Below are 16214 nucleotides of genomic sequence, written 5' to 3' on the forward strand. Positions count from 1 at the left end.
CCTGGTATTGCCTGGTATTGCGAAAAACCGTCACGTTATGCGTTTCATCAAGGTTTCCAGCGATACATCATCACTTTGCCGCGCGCGTCTTCTTCGACGAACACGAGGTACTCGCCATTGCTGCGTTTGGCGGCGCTGATGCCGTTGGGCACGTCGACCCAGCCCGACGCGCTGCCCACTTCCGGGCCCGGCCGGATCACGCCGAGCTCCTTGCCGCTGTCCTTGTCCCACACATGCACCGCGCCGACCGGTTCGACGCCGAAGAGGTACTGCCCTTCGACGGTGAGGCCGATGATCGTCGCGATGGGTTTGCCGGTCTGCCACGGCAGCGTGATCGAATAGCGCTGCACCGGCGTGCCGCTCGACCATTTGTCGTAGCGCACCAGCACGCGGCCCACTTCTTTCCAGAAGCCGCGATCGAACGGCATATCGGACGTATAGCCGCTCACGTACATCGTGTCGGTTTCAGGTTCGTAGATCGCGCGGTGCAGTTCGGTGAACGGCTGGGGCACCGGGTACTGCGTCAGGTTCGAGTACGCGTAGACCGGATTGCCCTTGGCGTCGAGGCCGCCGAAACGGAAGCGGTAGATGCCCCTGTTATCGCGCGTGCGCCAGATGTCGCCGGCACTATCGACCCACCAGCCCCAGCCGCCCGCGAGCTTCGTTCCGCTGGTGTTGAGCGTGAATTCGTCGGCGTTGAACTTGCCGTCGCCGTTCACGTCACGCCAGATCCAGTCGCCGCCCGGCGGCGCATTCGGCACCTTGGCGACCGCGCGTTCACGCCCGGCGATGAAGCCCGAAGGAATCGCCGTTTCGCCGTCATGCTGCGGGTCGAAGCGATAGATCTTCAGGTGATCCGCATACATGTCCGTCAGGTACAGGAACGTGTGACCCTTGAGCTTGCGGGCGATCGGCAGGCCGGGATATTGATCGACGTGAAGGACGGGATCGTCGGGATACTTGAAGCGGTTCGACAGAAAACCCGCGTATTTCCAGTCCTGTCCAGCGGGCTTCGAGAGATCGAGTTCGAAGCGCTTGTTGCCGGTGTAGACGCTGTCGGGGCGCGACGGGTCGACCCACGCGCCGTCGACGAACAGCAGCCCTTGCACTTGCCAGTTCTGCCTGCCATCCGGCGTATAGCTTTCGAGCGTCGCGCCGAGGCCCGCGCCGATCGGCTCGTAGCGCGGGCCGATGCCGTTGGTCGACACGTAGACGTTGCCGCGCGCATCCACGCCCACGCCGGTCAGGCCGTTAAAGCGCAGCGGCCCGGGCTTGCCGGCGACGCCGCTGAAAATCCCGCCGCGCTCGCCGAGCGTGCCCGACTCCGCATAACGGCCATTGCTCCTGCTGAAGAACAGCACCTGCTGACGCGGGCCGTTATCGGCGATCAATACGCGCCCTTGCGCGTCGACGGCGATATCGACGGCGACCGTGTCGGCGGGCAGCGCGAACGTCTCGTCGATGCGCTTGCCCGCGCTCGTGTAATGCTCGACGTGCGGCGCTTTATCGTTGCGCGTGCCGCTCAGCACCCACAGCGTGCCGTCAGGTGCGAGCGCGATGCGGCCCGGCTCGTGGACGCTCCAGGTGGTTTTCTGCTGCATCGATTCGGCGTCGTAGACTTCGATGCGCTCGCGCGCGGTGTTGGCGGCATACAGCGTGGTGTCGTTCGCCGCGAGGCCGCCGATTTCAGCGCTGGTGCCGGTCGGCACCTCGTTCATCATCAGAAAGCCCGCGGCCAGTTGCGCATGCGGATCGGCGGTTTTTGCAGCCGGCTGGAACGGTGCGGCGCGCTTCGGGTCGGCGATCTGGCGACGCGAAATGCCGAACCACTGCTTGCCCTTCTCCGGCCACACGCCCTGCTCGACCAGATGCCCCTTCTCGTTGCCGACCGCGATCGCGACGAAGGCGTAGCGGCGGTTCACCGCGATCGCGCTGCCGCCGCCGTTGCCCCAGCCGTGCGTGCCGCCCGCGAAGCCGAGCATCTTGCCGTTCTGGTAGACGCTGGCTTCGGCGCCGCTTTCGTCCCATGGCGCGTTCGTATAGACCTTGCCGTCCGGCGCGACCGCGATCGCGGTGATGTTGATCTGCGTCCACGTGCCGTCGCCGAAACCGAAGGTGTTGCCGATCCATGAAGTCTTCGCGTTCAACACGGTTTGCGCGGATACCGTGAAACTGATCGATGCCGCTGCCATGCCGGCCGCACAGGCGAGCATGGCGATCGCAGTCTTGAACGTGAAACGGGACAAAGCATTTCCTCCAATCAGGGCCGTGCCGCGGCCAGGGACACGGCCCCGCGCGAACGTAGAACAATCGAATGAGTGGAGCCAAGGAACGAAGAAGCGGCGTAAGAACGGTGAGACTGGTTTGCGTGAACCCCGACGGACATGACCTGGCTTGTGATCCATGGATAAAGACGGGACAGCGGAACGCGCGACCCACGCGCCGTCCTTGCCCGCCCAATCCGCACAGCTCACATTACGCGGAAAAAACACCGCAACGAAAATCGAAAATAATTCAAAAATATTCGCCGCTTTAACCGCAGTGAAAGAAATCGATTTAAAAATCGATTAAAGCGTAATTGACTTGAAAAAAATTATCGAGGCAGCGCCTTTGCGCCCATCTTTACCGATGCCGCGGCGCGCGTGCTGCACTTCTTACGCATGAGCGCCGTCGGCTCGCGTCACCTCGGCGCAAGCATAAATAATCCCCTTGAATGGATAACGAAACACCCTGTTGCAATCTGATTCATTTATCCATTTCATTCCCGTTTTTTCATCAATTTATTTTCCCTAGAATCGATTGCACTTCCGTTACGACGCGAAGCGACCGTGCCGGTTCGTCCGGCTGTTCGTCCGAACCCTTGCCCGGTCCTTCGCGCGGCCCATCCGCTTCACACCATGGACGGTTCATGACAGCTAGCGCATTGCCCTCAGCGCCCTCCCATTCACGCCGCATCGTGCAGCTCGACGGCTTGCGCGCGATCGCCGTGCTCGCGGTGTTCGCGCAGCACGCGCTGAAAGCGCCGCTGTGGATGGGCGTCGATCTGTTTTTTGTTCTGAGCGGCTTTTTGATTACGGGCATCCTGCTCGAACGCAAAGCGCGCCGGCAGTCGTATTTCGGCTATTTCTACGCACGCCGGGCGCGCCGCATCCTGCCGCCGTATCTGTTGCTGATGGTGGTGTCGTCGATTCTGTTCGGGTTCGGCTGGGCCCAGCACTGGCAGTGGTACGCGTTTTTCGCGACCAATATCGGCGACGCGCTCGATCAGAGCGGTCACGACAGCCTGAACGTGCTGTGGTCGCTGGCCGTCGAAGAGCAGTTCTATATTTTCTGGCCGTTCGTGATTCTGCTCGTGCCCGAGCGCGTGCTCGGCTACGTGGCAGCCGCGCTGATTTTCGCGGTGCCGGTGCTGCGCGCCGTCGCCACGCCCTGGTTCGACTCGTTCTGGCCGATCTACTATCTGACGCCGTTCCGCATGGACCTGCTCGCGGCCGGCGCGCTGCTCGCGGTCGCCGTGCGGCGCGATCGCGATGCGCTGGAGCCGTTCAAGGGGCTGGCGGTGTTCGGCTTGTTCGCCGCGCTGGCCGTGCTCGCGTGGCTGCATCTGCATTACCCGCGTTTTCGCGCGGCGAATACGCCGCTCTCGAATGCGGGGCTCTACAGCATCTCCCTTGTGCTTTGTACTTCCGTCGTGGTCATCGCCCTGCAAAGCAAGGGCATCGTCAAACGGCTGCTGTGCAATCCCGTGCTGGTCTACATCGGCACCATCAGCTACACGATTTACCTGATTCATCTGAGCGTGCTGTATACGCTGTGGCCGCTGCATCTGAACCGTTTTCTAACCGCGGCGCTGGCGCTCGCGATCACCCTCGCCTACGCCAGCATCACGTGGTTCGCGTTCGAACGGCGTTTGATCTTCGGCTCGGCGGGCAACGCTCATGCGCCAGCCGGCGCCGTGGCTGTCACGGGGGCCGCGTCGCAAGCGCCGCAAAGCCGCGCATGAGGCGCCGCACGTGGCTCGCCGCGAGCATAGGGGCTGCTGCCTCGGCCGTGGCTTCGCTCGCACTCGACGCGCATGCCGGCAGCACCGGCGCAACGCAAAAGCCGCAAACGCCACAAACGCCGCAAGCGCAGGTGCTGATCGAAGCCTACGGCGATTCGACCACGCTCGGCATTTCATGCAGCGGCGGCCACTGCGGACCGCAAGCGCAAAACGCCGTGACGTATCTGCAGGATGCGTTGCAGGCCACGCACGGCGAGCGCGTGCAGGTCACGAACGACGGCGTGGGCGGCACGATGGCCGCCCAACTGCGCGACGGCACGCCGCGCGGCCGCACCGCTGCCTTGCCGTGGCAGGAGCGGCTCGCGGCCTCGCGCGCGCAGATCGTGCTGATCAACTACGGCATCAACGAAGTCATGCGGAACCAGACGCCCGAGCAGTTCTACGAGGCCGAAACGACGCTCGTGAAAACCGCCCGCGCGCTCGGCAAGCTGCCGGTTTTGCAGACCTCGAATCCGATGCCCGACAACCGGCTCAATGCGCGGCTCGCCGCGATGGTCGCGATGACACGCCGGGTTGCCGCCGAACAGCAGGTGCCGCTCGTCGACCAGTTCGCCTACATCAGCGGCCTGCCCGACTGGAAGATGCTGATGTCCGACGGCGCGCATCCGAAGCCGGACTTGTACCGGCTCAAGGCTGAACAGGATTTTCGTGTTGTCGATCCGCTGGTGCGACGGCTGCTGGACGGCACCTCCTGAAGCGTTTTTTTTCCTTACCAATATCGAAGGCAAGCTATGAGCCAACCACGCAAAGCGATCATCACCGGCGTATCCGGACAGGACGGCGCCTACCTGACCAAACTGCTGCTCGACAAGGGCTACCACGTGACCGGCACCTACCGGCGCACCAGTTCCGTCAACTTCTGGCGCATTCGCGAGCTCGGCGTGATCGATCATCCGAATCTGCGTCTGGTCGAACACGATCTGACCGATCTGGGCTCGACGCTGCGTCTGCTCGAAGGCGCGCAAGCCGACGAGTTGTACAACCTCGCCGCGCAGAGCTTCGTGGGCGTCTCGTTCGACCAGCCGGTGACGACCGCCGAAGTGACCGGCATCGGCGCGCTGAACCTGCTCGAAGGCATCCGCATCCTGAATCCGAAGACCCGCTACTACCAGGCGTCGACTTCGGAGATGTTCGGCCTCGTGCAAGCGGTGCCGCAACGCGAGGACACGCCGTTCTATCCGCGCAGCCCGTACGGCGTCGCCAAGCTGTTCGCGCACTGGAGCACCATCAACTATCGCGAGTCGTACAACCTATTCGCGAGCAGCGGGATTCTGTTCAATCACGAATCGCCGCTGCGCGGCCGCGAATTCGTCACCCGCAAGATCACCGACACCGTCGCGAAGATCAAGCTCGGCAAGCAGGACACGCTGGAGCTCGGCAACCTGAGCGCGAAGCGCGACTGGGGCTTCGCGCTCGAATACGTGGAAGGCATGTGGCGCATGCTGCAGGCCGACGAGCCCGATACCTTCGTGCTCGCCACCAACCGCACCGAGACGGTCCGCGACTTCGTGCGCATGGCGTTCGCCGCCGCGGATTATCAGATCGAATGGTCGGGCAAGGACGAGCGCGAAATCGGCATCGACGTCGCCACCGGCAAGACGCTGGTGCGCGTGAACCCGAAGTTCTACCGGCCGGCGGAAGTCGACCTGCTGATCGGCTGCGCCGACAAGGCCCGCGAGAAGCTCGGCTGGAAGCCGGAGACCACGCTCGAACAGTTGTGCCACATGATGGTTCATGCGGATCTCGGCCGCAATCTGCATCACGAGACGTTCTAAGCGGGACGGCGGCCGCGCGAGCGGCCACCGGACCCGCATCGCCGACGTTTCACCCGATGTGAATGCGGCGAGCCACACGCTGCATTCACACTGAGCGTCGGCGCCTTCAGTGCATCCCACCCGCCGCGATCGCCTCGCTGTACACCGACGCCACGCGCCTCGCGATGACCGAATTGTCGAAGTTATCCCGCGCGTAGCGACGGCAGGCAGCCGCGTCCGGCAACTTCAGTGAGCCTTTCAACGCCCCTGCCAGGCCTTCCGCAATCGCCTGCGCGCCGGTTGCCGGCAGCACCAGATTCGGCGACAAACCCGCCACAGCTTCCGGCAAACCGCCCACCGGCGTCACCAGCACGGGCGTGCCCGAGGCCAGCGATTCGACCGTGATCAAGCCGAAGCCTTCGAGCGCGACCGTCGGCACCACGCTGATATTCGCCGCGCGATACAGCGCCGCCAGATGCTGATCCGGCACGAAACCCAGCAGCTTGACGTTGTTCTCGAGACCCGCTTCGTTGATACGCGCCTGCAACTCGCCTTCGAGCCGCCCCTTGCCTGCGATCAGCAGCAGCACGTCGGGTTCGCGGCGCTTGAGCAGCTTCACTGCGTCGATCAGATCTTCGAGACCCATGCGGCGCACCAGCCGCCGCACCGCCAGCACGATTGGCCGGTCTTGCGGCAATTGCAGCTTCAGGCGCGCCTCGGCCGGGGTGATCGGCTGATTGAACTGCTCGACGTCCACGCAACCCGGCACCACACGCACGCGCTCCGGCGCGATGCGGTAGCGCGAAGTCAGAATCTTGCCGAAGGCTTCGGACAACACGATCAGCCGCGACGAGCGCGCATACACCGATTGCTCCAGATAACGCTTGGCGCGCTGGCCCAGCGAATCGGCGCCTTCCACGTGGCTCTCGTCGGCCCACGGCCCCTGGAAATGCGACACCTGCGGAATCCCGCGCGTCACGTCGAGGCCCGGGAAGGTGTACAGCGCGAAGTGCGACGAAATCACGTCGGGACGCGCGGTGCTGATCTCGTGGCGCAGCGCGCGGCGTGCCGCCATCAGCCGCAACGGCAGCGACTGCGCGGCCGGGCCGAAGCCGTTGATCGCGCCGCCGGTGTCCGCGGCGACCTTGGGCGAGCCTGCCACGACGCCGCGCACCGCGACGCCCGCGCCCGGCAGCGCGCCGACCAGCGAGTAGTACATGCGGTCGAGGCCGCCCGCGCGCTCGGGAAACCAGTGCATCCCGATCTGCAGCGATTTGATTGAGCTCGTCGTCATGATTGTTGCCCCTGTGCGTTCTGAGAGTTGTGTTGCGTTGCGCGATGGGTTGGGCGATGCGTTGCCCGCTGGGTTACCAATACCCGCTGCCTCATTCCGCGCTCTTCTGGCCGGCCAGCGTGTTCAGCGTCAGCACATCGGTCTTGGCGACCACCGCGGTTTCGGCTTCGCTGCGCCGGCGGTCCTTCTGCTGCCCTTCCAGTTGGCGGTACAGCGCGATGTACTGCTCGGCCATCCGCGCCCAGCCGAAGCCGGTCGCGAGCTCGTTGGCGGCGACGCCCATCGCGCGGCGCGCGTCGTCGTTCGCGGCCAGCCGCGCGACCGCGCCGGCCAGCGCCTTGGGATCGTCCGGGTCTTCGAGCACGATGCCGCATTCCGGCGTGATGATTTCCGCGCCGCCCGCCGTGCGCGCCGTGACCACCGGCAGGCCCGCCGCCATCGCTTCGAGCAGCGACAGGCTCATCGCCTCATAGCGCGACGGAAACACGAACGCGTCGACCGAGTGCATCAGCACCGGCATCTCCTTCACCAGGCCGAGAAAATGCACCCGATGCGCAATGCCGAGCGCCTTCGCCTGCTCCGGATAGGGGCTGCCCGGCAGGAACCCGGCCACCGCGATCTGCACGTGTTCGGGCAAATGCTTGAGCGCCGCCAGCACCGTGCCGAGGTTCTTGCGCGGCGTGCGCAGATCGCCGACGAACAGCAGCAGGAACGCGTCGGCCGGCAGGCCGAAGCGCGCGCGGTCGCCTTGCGCCGCAGCGAAGCCTTGCGTATCGACGCCGTTATAGATCACGTCGACCCGATTGTCGGGCGTGAGGCCGATCGCGCGGATTTCGTCGGCGACCTTTTGCGACACCGCCGTGATCACCTTCGAGCGCCGGTAAGCCCAGCGTTCGAGCAACGCGTTGCAGCGCGTATAGACCGACTGATACGCGGACCACACGCCCTTGGTCAGCCCGAACGGGTAGTACTTGCTGCCGAACCAGCCGCTATGCACGAAGTGCGAGGTGTTGACGTCGGCCGGCATCCACGTGATGAAGCCGTTCACGTGCAGCACGTCGTATTCGCGTCGATGCGCGCGCAGCCACATCGCGCTTTTGAACGCGAACACCTGCTGGCGCAGCAGATTGGTCGGCCACCAGCGGCCGATTTTCACCGGCACCCAGCGGACATCCGGATGGGCCAGCAAATCCGGCGCAACATGCGACGCAACCAGCGTCACGCCGATATTCTCGTCGAGGGCGGCGCGCGCGATCTCGTGGTTGACGCGCCCCTGGCCGTCGTTATGGCGCACGACGTGCGTGACAATGGCGACTCTCAATCAGTGCCTCCGTGGAGAAATAGCGTGCGTCCGCGGTTCATCTTTTCGTAATGCACCGCGGAAAGGATCGAAAAAACACTCATGAAAAGCAGCAGCCCACCCGTGCCGACCAGCGAATTGGTGAACACCAGCATCGCGAAGGTCGCGAGACTGAGGCTCAGGCACGCTGAAACGTATTTGTCGTTGCGCAGCTTGAACGACGCGAGCACCGCGCGCACCACCAGCCAGACGATGCCGGACATGTACAGCAGCGTGCCGGGCCAGCCGAGCACGAACGGGATGTTCATCACGCCGCTGTCGAAGTTGCCGTACTGGCCGAGCTGGCCGCCGTCGTTCGAGAGCTTGGTCGAGGTGCCGGTCGCGCCCATCCCCTCGCCGGAGACGTCGGTGAACGCGGTCTTCGCGAAGGTCGCGTAGAACTCGTTACGCGCGGCGTAGCTCTGGTCGTCGCTGAGGTTGACGATGGTGTTCAGGCGCGCCTGCATCCGCTCGGCCACCGGGCCGACCGCCAGCAGCGGCACGCACAGGCCGGCCAGCAGGATCGCGCTCGCGACGATCCGCACCCGCACCTTGTTGTTCGATTTGACGAGCTGGATCAGCAGCGCGATCACCCAGCCACCCCACGTCGAGCGCACGAGGCTCAGCGCGAACGCGAAAAAGCCCAGCGCCGCCGCAATCCAGCGCACCCGGTGGGTGGCCGCCATCACGTAGACCATCGCGCCCATCATCGCGAAGGCGAACGGTCCCGACGAGTTCATCGTGCTGAACACGCGCACGCCCATCGGCACCGGATCGCCTTGCGAGTTCATCTGCGAGCCGAGCATCCACAGCGCGTCCCACTGCGGCATGATGAAGAACTGGATCAGCCCGTAGCCGCCCATCACCAGCATGCCCCAGATGAACGTATTGACGATGGTGGCGCGGTACTGCGGGTATTGGCGCGTGTGCGCCATGATGTGAAAGCCGATCAGGATCGGATAGAGCCAGTTCGCGAGGTCATAGGTCGCGGCGAGCGGCCCGCTCGACATCACGCCGACCATGAACGCGTAAGCAAGCCCCAACAGGATCAGCAGCACCGGCAAGCCGCGTCGCTGCGCGAGCAGCCTGTAGTAGCGCAACAGCGAGAGCGCGCTGATCATCGTCACCGCGAGCGGCGCGACCTGAATCAGGCTGGTGGGCGTGAACGAGCCTTTGGACCAGTCGGCGAGACGCCGCACTTCCGGGCTCAGGAACCACAGCCACCACATGAAACCGATGTAGCGCGCCGGACTTTTGAAGTAGAGCCACAGGCCCGTCAGGATCGCGAGCACCGGAAACGCGAGCGTGAGCACCGTGCCCTGATGCGCGACGATCAGCACCGCCGTGATCAGCCACAGTAACGCCGGCGGCAGCCATTCCTGCGGACCGCCGGACAGCAAACGTCCAGCGCCACTCTCGCCGGCTCGCGTAATCGTCGACATCGTTTAGAGGCCTCCGCGTGATTCGCGCGGGCTGGGACGCTGCCCTTGTCCTTGCCCTTGCCCTTGTCCCGCCGCCGGGGCGCGCGCCGCGCTTCGGGCGCGCAGCATCTCCTGGGTGATGCGCACGTGCTGCATCGCGTAGTGCTGCGTCGTCAGATCGCGCGACAGCAAACCGGCCGCCGCCGCCTGCGCCTGATGCAACGCATCCGCAGGCGACGCAACAAGCTGGTCCACCGCGTCGCGCAGCGCCTGCGGGTCGAATGGCGGCACATAAGCTGCTTCGCCCGCGGGGAAATAGTCCTCTAACGTGCCGACCTGGGTGACCACCATCGGCTTGCCGAGCGCAGCCGCTTCGAGCATCACGGTGATGCCGGAGGCGTGCGAATTCGGCCGCAGCGGCACGACGATCACGTCGGCCCAGTCGTAGAGTTCGCGCTGCTTTTTGATGCCCGCGAACAACGCGATTTCGACGTTGGCCGCGCGCAGCGACGCGGGAATCCGGCGGCGTGTCGCCAGCTTCACGGTGTAACGGGCGTGGTTGCCGAACGCCTTGATGAGGGTGTCCCAATCGCGGTCGCGATCGTTGCCGATCGCGGCGATGCGAAGCGGCGTGTGCGGCGTCCATTCGGCCGGCGCCTGCACCGGGAAGTCCTGGGTATTCAGGCCGTAGTAGACATGCCTGGCGTCGCGGTTGAAATAGCGCCGGCACAGCTCGGCGTTTTCGCTGGCGAGCGTGGTCAGCTGATCGGCACGGGCAAGCAGCTTGCGATATAGCCAGCTGCGCAGCATCCCGTAGCCGGGCCATTTATCGAGCAGCCACACGCTTTGCGCGAGCAACAACGGTCCGCCGTCGGCGCCCGCCTCGCGGCCGCTCAGCAGCAGCATCAGCGCGGCCGACAGGTGTTCCTGCTCGGTATGCGTCCAGATCACGTCCGAGCGCAGCATCTCGGCGCGGTTGCGCCACGTGTGGATGAAATCGAAACCGAGCGCCGCCTTCAGCGCGCGGCGCAGCAGCCGCACCGGCTTGCTTTCGCGCGCATCCTGCGAATAGGTCAGCGCGAACGCGTCGGATTCGGCGTGGTGATAACCATACAGACAACCGATGTTGTCGCCGGGTCGATAAAAGCGCGGGTCGGCGCCGTAAAACAGATGAACGTGAACTTTCGTACTCATGCAGACACTCCGCTCTGCCGGTGGAAAGGAGCACCGGCGGCCATGAAGCGAGGCAGGCGCCGATGCACGAACGTACAGATCGCGCGATGGGTCACGCGCTGGGTCAGGCGATCAGTCACGAAGATCAGGACAGCGCGCGCCGCGCCTCATGCGCGCCGGTACGCACCGCTCGCCAGCGCGACAGCTTCAGGCCCGCCTGCTTCGAGAGCAGCGCGAGCGCGGCGTGCGTGAGCCCCGGATAGACGCGCGTGCCGACCAGCGTCCACCACCACCACGCGGTTTCGCGGCGCAGCGGCGGCAGTTGGTCGCGCAGGATCAGATGGAAGTTGAAGGCGGCATTGCGCAAGGCCGCCATGGTTTGCGCGTCGCGCCGGTCGTCGTCGAAACGTTCGGCCGGGAAATGATCGACCGCCACGCGCGGGTCGTACATCAGCTTCCAGCCGGCGTTCTTCACGCTCAGGCTGAAGGCCATGTCGTTGTGGACTTGCGCGCCCGCGCCGCGCAGGCGCGCGTCGAAACGGATCGTGCGGACCGCATCGCTGCGGTAGCTCATATTGGCGCCCTTCAGGATGTCGACTTCGCGCGCGCCGCCCACCCCGAGGTGATGATTGCCGATGATCTTGCCGTGCGCGGTGACCTTGCCGACCAGCGGCCGCTCGCCGTCCAGCACGCGGCCTTTTTCGTGCACCCAGTCGCGCCCGCCGAGCGCGCCCAGCCGCGCATCGCTCCCGAACGCAGCCGCGATCCGTTCGACCCAGTCGAGGTGCGGCGCGGCGTCGTCGTCGGTGATCGCGATCACGTCGCCGCTGGCCGCGTCGAGCCCGCGGTTCAAGGCCGCGACCTGGCCGGGCACGTCGACCAGCGCCACCGAAAGCGGCAGCGTACCCGGCACCGCCGGATCGCGCAGGCACGCGTGGGTCGCCTCGTCGTCGGCGCGCGCGACCACCACGACCTCGTCCGGCGCGCGCGACTGCCGTTGCAGCGCCGCAAGGCAGCGCGCGAGATCGGCCGGGCGGCGGAAAGTCGGAACCAGTACCGTCACTTTCATCGTGATGTCCTTTTTTCGTCGTTGCGCTGCGCAGTTGCAATGAATGCGGAGCAAAGGGATCGCTCTCGCGCCGCTTCAGGTGCTCAGGTATTCCTGGACCGCCGCATAGCTGCGGTCGTAGCCGCGCGAGCGGGCCGGCATACCGTTGAAGATGCCGCCCTGCACGTGCACGCCAGCCGCCCGCAGGCGCTTCAACGCGTCGGCGATCTCGCCTTCGTTGTGCACGCCCGAGCGCATCACGAAGAAGGTCGAACCGGCATACGCGCCCATGATCGACGCGTCGGTCACGGCCAGCACCGGCGGCGTGTCGATCAGGATCACGTCGTAGCGTTTGGCGAGGCCGTCGAGGTATTGCGGCAGACGCGGCGACATCAGCAGCTCCGACGGATTCGGCGGCCGGCGGCCGCACGAAATGAAGCTCAGGTTCTCGATGTTCGTGCTGCGGATCGCCTCTTCGAGCGAGATCTGTCCGCTCAGCAGTTCCGACAGGCCGTTTTCCTGGACGCCGCCCACGTAGCGCTCGAGCGCGCCGCGGCGCAGATCGCCGTCGATCATCAGCACGCGCTTGCCCGAATGCGCGAGCAGCACTGCCAGATTGACCGTCAGAAAGCTCTTGCCGACGCCGGCCATCGGGCCGGTCAGCATGACGATGCGGTTCTTCGCGTCCATCATCGTGAACTGCATCGAGGTGCGCAGACTGCGCAGGCTTTCGACCGTGAAGTCCTTGGGCCGCGCATTGGCCAGCACCGAACGCAGGCGTTCGCCGCCGCGTTCGAAGCGGCTTTCGAGCAACGCCTGTTCCGCGCTGAGCGGCACGAGACCGAACACCGGCAGATGGAACGCGCGTTCGATGTGCTCGGGGTCGTCGATGCCCTTGAACATATTGCGGCGCAGGAACACGAAACCGGTGCCGGCGATCAGCCCGAGAATCACCGCCGCCGACAGGATCAGCGCCTTCTTCGGCTTGACCGGCGCGCCCGGGCGCAGCGCGACGTCGACAATATGCACGTTGCCGCCGGTGCCGGCCTTCTGCACCGACAACTCCTGCACACGGTTGAGCAGCAGCACATAAATGTCTTCGGCCACCTTCGCGTCGCGTTGCAGCTGCACGGCCTTCACTTCGGTAGCCGGCAGGTCGCGGAAGCGGTCGGCGTATTTGGCGCGCTGCGATTCCAGTTCGGCCATCTGTTGGCGCGCGGCCTTGAGCATCGGATGGTCGTCGCCGTAACGCTCGGTCAGCTGCGCCATTTGCAGACGCAAACCGGCGATCTGCTGCTCGTACTGCACGCTGCCTTCCAGGTACACCTTGGCTTCGTCGCTCGCGTTGATCGAGCCGGACTGGCGCTGATATGCGGTCAAGGCGGCTTCGGCGCGTTCGAGATCGCTCTTCAGACGCGGCTCTTCGCTCTTGAGGAAGTCGAGCATCTTGCTCGCGTCGACCTGCTTGTTCGACACGTGTTCACGCACATACGACTGCGCGAGCGCATTGGCCACTTCGGCGGCATGCTCCGGGCTCTTGTCTTCCAGCGAGATCTGGATCACGCCGGTCTGCTTGCCCTGTTCCTGCACGGTGATCGCCGACTGGAACGCGCTGATCGCGTCGAGGTCGTTGGCGCGCACCACCGTGAATTCCTCACCCGGACGGGCCACCAGCTTGTTGACGAGGATCGTCACGCCGCCGCCCTGCGCCTGCTGGCCGAGCTGGCCGCGCACCAGCAGCGCGCCGTTCTTTGCGTACAGTTCGTAGTGCTGGTCGTCCAGCACCTTCATCGTCATCTTTTCGCCTTCGAGCGCGGGCACCACGTCGATCGAGTCGACGTCGGCTTCCTCACCGCCCCACGCGTAGGACGAGAGACCCAGCCACGGCCGCGCCGGCTGGCCCGGCGTCGCCATGCGCGCGGCGATGCTGCCGAGCAGCGGGAGGGTCTTCGGCGTGACGCTGAAGTTCAGCTTCAGTTGCTGTACCACCGGGCCGACCACGCCGCGGCTCTTGATGATTTCGATTTCGGCGTCGGTCGGCAGCGAGGTCGAGCCGGTGGTGATCGCCGCGCCGGTTTGCGTCTGCGTGAGCGCCTGCGACGTGTTGTCGGACTGCTCCACGCGCACGTGCGCGTCGGCCGAATAGATCGGCTTGGCGAGGAAGCAGTACGCGCAGGCGATCGCGAAGATCGCCGCGGCGATGGCGATCAGCCACCAGATGTCGTCGAGGATCACCTGCACCAGCTGGCCGAGGACGACGTCCTCTTCTTCGGTCCTGGCCGGCGCAGCCATGTGTGGAGAAATTTGATTGCTCACGATTCGATCCCGTATCGGTTGCTTCGGCGTTAGCCTTGGCGTTTGCTTCGGTCCCGCGCCCTGTGAGAGCGGCGCGGGCCAGTCGACGGCGCAGACTGTTAGCGCGTCAGCTGCCTCAGGTAGAACATCGTCTGTACGCTCGGCAGGATCTGCTGCAACACACGGTTGAACGTGGTCGACGCGGCGGTGCTGACATACACGACGTCCATCGGCTGCAACTGGAACTGCGTCGACAGCATGATCGCGTCCGGCTGCGTCATGTCGAGGCGGTAGACGTCCGGCGTGGTCGGCTTCTCGCGCATGCCGCGCATCACGTAGATCTGGCGCGGATTGGCGTCGGTATCGAGAATGCCGCCCGCTTGCGTCAGCGCATCGGCGATCGACAGACGCCCCTTGAGCATCGGCATCTGCATCGGCGTCTTCACTTCGCCCATCACGAACACGCGGCTGGCGCTGCGATCCGGTATGTTGATCACGTCGCCGCCTTGCAGCATCACGTCCTGCGTGGTGTCGCCGCTATCGAGCATGCGGTTGGCGTCGAGCACGTAGAGCTTCTTGTTGCGGGTCAGACGCACACGCTGGATGTCGGCTTCGCCGGTCGTGCCGCCCGAGCGGGTGATTGCGTCGACCAGCGTGAGCGGCACGTCGCTGACGGCGAGCGGGCCCGGCGTCTTCACTTCGCCGGTTACCTGGATTTTCTGGCCGCGATACGAGAGCACGCGTACGTCGACCTGCGGGTTGCGGATATAGCGCACGAGGCCGGCGGCCAATTGATCGCGCAACTCGCCGACCGTCTTGCCCGCAGCCCGGATCCGCCCGACGAACGGGAAATAGATCGTGCCGTCGGCGGCAACCGTCTGCCCGTACGGATCGGCCTGGCCCGGCAACGCGGCCGTGTACGGCTGCTGCAACGCACCGCCGACCGACTGCGTGGTGTTGCCGCCCGCCGACAGCGTGCTGCCCTGCGGCGTGGTCAATTCAGGGTGGTCCCACACGGTGATGCCGAGAATGTCCTGCGGCGAGAGCCGGTACACGTACTGCGACGGGTCGCTGATAGACGAGGTCGGCAGCGGCTGCGGCGTGGTGGCGGCTTGCGCCTGCGCGGCCACGAGGGACCCGTCGATCAGATGGACCGGATAGGTCTCCGCGGGTTGGTTCTGATGCTGCCCGTCGTCTTTCAGACGGGACGTGTCGAGGTAATTCCCCGGCGCCGTAGCGCAAGCCGACAGAAAGGACGTCAGCAAAAAAGTGGCGGCGAATTTCGCGCGGAGATTCGCCCGTGAGTTCGCTTTGAGGTTTGCAGTGAGTTTCTTCATCAGCATATTTTTTTCAGCCATCCCATGACCAGATGTTCGATGAGCACGAGACTCTCTCGATAAGCGGCTTCCGCGCCGCCATGCGGATCGGCGACATCGGAATCGTGTTCCCACTTGCCGAGCGGATAAACCTTGCCGCGCGAGGCCGGATCGAGCGCTTCGACTTCGCTCACCTGCGCGCGCTCGCTGACCAGCACCAGATCGGCGCAGCGCACGAGATGCCGGTCGAGACGCCGCGAGTAATGGATGCCGGCGGCGACGCCCTGCTCGTCGAGCAGACGCCGCATCACCGGATCCATGCTGTGACCCGCCACGGCACGGATACCCGCCGAATGAAACGCGATCGGTGCCGAGGACGTCCGCGAGGCCGCGCGCTGCCGTGCCTTGAACAGCATTTCGGCGGCAGGCGAACGGCACACGTTGGCGTGACAGACGATCAGAACGTTGGCGAACATAGGCGGGCTCCCTAACGTGGCTCGGTGGTTCAGCG

At 65.1% G+C, this 16214-nt stretch carries 13 protein-coding genes; 4 read left to right on the plus strand and 9 right to left on the minus strand.

All coding sequences use genetic code 11. The annotated features are described in order from the left end of the window. Window positions 1-47: 47 nt before the first annotated feature. Window positions 48-2246, minus strand: coding sequence for a hypothetical protein (locus tag SB772_RS10405; RefSeq protein WP_410833171.1), 2199 nt, complete (start codon window positions 2244-2246; stop codon window positions 48-50). 157 nt (window positions 2247-2403) lie between these two features. Here SB772_RS10405 and SB772_RS10410 point away from each other — a divergent pair, with 157 nt between their 5' ends. The 4 genes from SB772_RS10410 to gmd all read left to right on the plus strand — a co-directional run bounded on the left by SB772_RS10410 (window position 2404) and on the right by gmd (window position 5838). Beyond that, window positions 2404-2571, plus strand: coding sequence for a hypothetical protein (locus tag SB772_RS10410; RefSeq protein WP_410833172.1), 168 nt, complete (start codon window positions 2404-2406; stop codon window positions 2569-2571). Window positions 2572-2908: 337 nt separating this feature from the next. Beyond that, a complete protein-coding gene (locus tag SB772_RS10415; protein ID WP_410833173.1) occupies window positions 2909-4003 on the plus strand; it encodes an acyltransferase family protein in 1095 nt (364 codons plus the stop codon). After that, entirely contained in the window at window positions 4000-4758 is a 759-nt protein-coding gene (locus SB772_RS10420) for an SGNH/GDSL hydrolase family protein (RefSeq protein ID WP_410833174.1), read from the plus strand. Before SB772_RS10415 ends, SB772_RS10420 begins: the two co-directional genes overlap by 4 nt. Window positions 4759-4794: 36 nt before the next feature. Continuing rightward, window positions 4795-5838, plus strand: coding sequence for a GDP-mannose 4,6-dehydratase (gmd, locus tag SB772_RS10425; RefSeq protein ID WP_410833175.1), 1044 nt, complete (start codon window positions 4795-4797; stop codon window positions 5836-5838). Window positions 5839-5944: 106 nt separating this feature from the next. Here the strand turns inward: gmd and SB772_RS10430 are convergent, their stop codons facing one another. The 8 genes from SB772_RS10430 to SB772_RS10465 form a co-directional block, all read right to left on the minus strand. Then, window positions 5945-7111 carry a glycosyltransferase family 4 protein gene (locus SB772_RS10430; RefSeq protein ID WP_410833176.1) on the minus strand — a complete coding sequence of 389 codons (1167 nt, stop codon included), beginning with the start codon at window positions 7109-7111 and terminating at the stop codon, window positions 5945-5947. 91 nt (window positions 7112-7202) lie between these two features. Next, window positions 7203-8432, minus strand: coding sequence for a glycosyltransferase family 4 protein (locus tag SB772_RS10435; protein WP_410833177.1), 1230 nt, complete (start codon window positions 8430-8432; stop codon window positions 7203-7205). Beyond that, window positions 8429-9892, minus strand: a complete 1464-nt coding sequence (locus SB772_RS10440) for a glucose-6-phosphate isomerase (protein ID WP_410833178.1) — start codon at window positions 9890-9892, stop codon at window positions 8429-8431. The genes SB772_RS10435 and SB772_RS10440 overlap by 4 nt, the downstream gene beginning before the upstream one ends. A gap of 3 nt (window positions 9893-9895) precedes the next feature. Beyond that, window positions 9896-11065 (minus strand): glycosyltransferase, encoded by a 1170-nt coding sequence (locus tag SB772_RS10445; protein WP_410833179.1) that lies wholly within the window; start codon window positions 11063-11065, stop codon window positions 9896-9898. A gap of 124 nt (window positions 11066-11189) precedes the next feature. Continuing rightward, window positions 11190-12113, minus strand: a complete 924-nt coding sequence (locus tag SB772_RS10450) for a glycosyltransferase family 2 protein (protein WP_410833180.1) — start codon at window positions 12111-12113, stop codon at window positions 11190-11192. Window positions 12114-12188: 75 nt separating this feature from the next. Further along, window positions 12189-14384 (minus strand): polysaccharide biosynthesis tyrosine autokinase, encoded by a 2196-nt coding sequence (locus SB772_RS10455; protein WP_410833378.1) that lies wholly within the window; start codon window positions 14382-14384, stop codon window positions 12189-12191. Between the two features lie 122 nt (window positions 14385-14506). Then, window positions 14507-15724, minus strand: a complete 1218-nt coding sequence (locus tag SB772_RS10460) for a polysaccharide biosynthesis/export family protein (RefSeq protein WP_410833181.1) — start codon at window positions 15722-15724, stop codon at window positions 14507-14509. Continuing rightward, entirely contained in the window at window positions 15724-16179 is a 456-nt protein-coding gene (locus SB772_RS10465; protein ID WP_410833182.1) for a low molecular weight phosphotyrosine protein phosphatase, read from the minus strand. The genes SB772_RS10460 and SB772_RS10465 overlap by 1 nt, the downstream gene beginning before the upstream one ends. Window positions 16180-16214: the final 35 nt, after the last annotated feature.

It is taken from the genome of Paraburkholderia sp. SIMBA_030 (genome assembly GCF_046535245.1).
Lineage (GTDB): Bacteria > Pseudomonadota > Gammaproteobacteria > Burkholderiales > Burkholderiaceae > Paraburkholderia.

Excerpts from the sequence above, each read along its gene's own strand:
- gmd (WP_410833175.1), top strand. The coding sequence starts at position 4,795 with ATGAGCCAACCACGCAAAGCGATCATCACCGGCGTATCCGGACAGGAC.
- SB772_RS10455 (WP_410833378.1), bottom strand. The coding sequence starts at position 14,384 with ATGGCTGCGCCGGCCAGGACCGAAGAAGAGGACGTCGTCCTCGGCCAG.
- SB772_RS10410 (WP_410833172.1), top strand. The coding sequence starts at position 2,404 with ATGGATAAAGACGGGACAGCGGAACGCGCGACCCACGCGCCGTCCTTG.
- SB772_RS10445 (WP_410833179.1), bottom strand. The coding sequence starts at position 11,065 with ATGAGTACGAAAGTTCACGTTCATCTGTTTTACGGCGCCGACCCGCGC.
- SB772_RS10420 (WP_410833174.1), top strand. The coding sequence starts at position 4,000 with ATGAGGCGCCGCACGTGGCTCGCCGCGAGCATAGGGGCTGCTGCCTCG.
- SB772_RS10440 (WP_410833178.1), bottom strand. The coding sequence starts at position 9,892 with ATGTCGACGATTACGCGAGCCGGCGAGAGTGGCGCTGGACGTTTGCTG.
- SB772_RS10450 (WP_410833180.1), bottom strand. The coding sequence starts at position 12,113 with ATGAAAGTGACGGTACTGGTTCCGACTTTCCGCCGCCCGGCCGATCTC.
- SB772_RS10415 (WP_410833173.1), top strand. The coding sequence starts at position 2,909 with ATGACAGCTAGCGCATTGCCCTCAGCGCCCTCCCATTCACGCCGCATC.
- SB772_RS10460 (WP_410833181.1), bottom strand. The coding sequence starts at position 15,724 with ATGAAGAAACTCACTGCAAACCTCAAAGCGAACTCACGGGCGAATCTC.
- SB772_RS10430 (WP_410833176.1), bottom strand. The coding sequence starts at position 7,111 with ATGACGACGAGCTCAATCAAATCGCTGCAGATCGGGATGCACTGGTTT.
- SB772_RS10465 (WP_410833182.1), bottom strand. The coding sequence starts at position 16,179 with ATGTTCGCCAACGTTCTGATCGTCTGTCACGCCAACGTGTGCCGTTCG.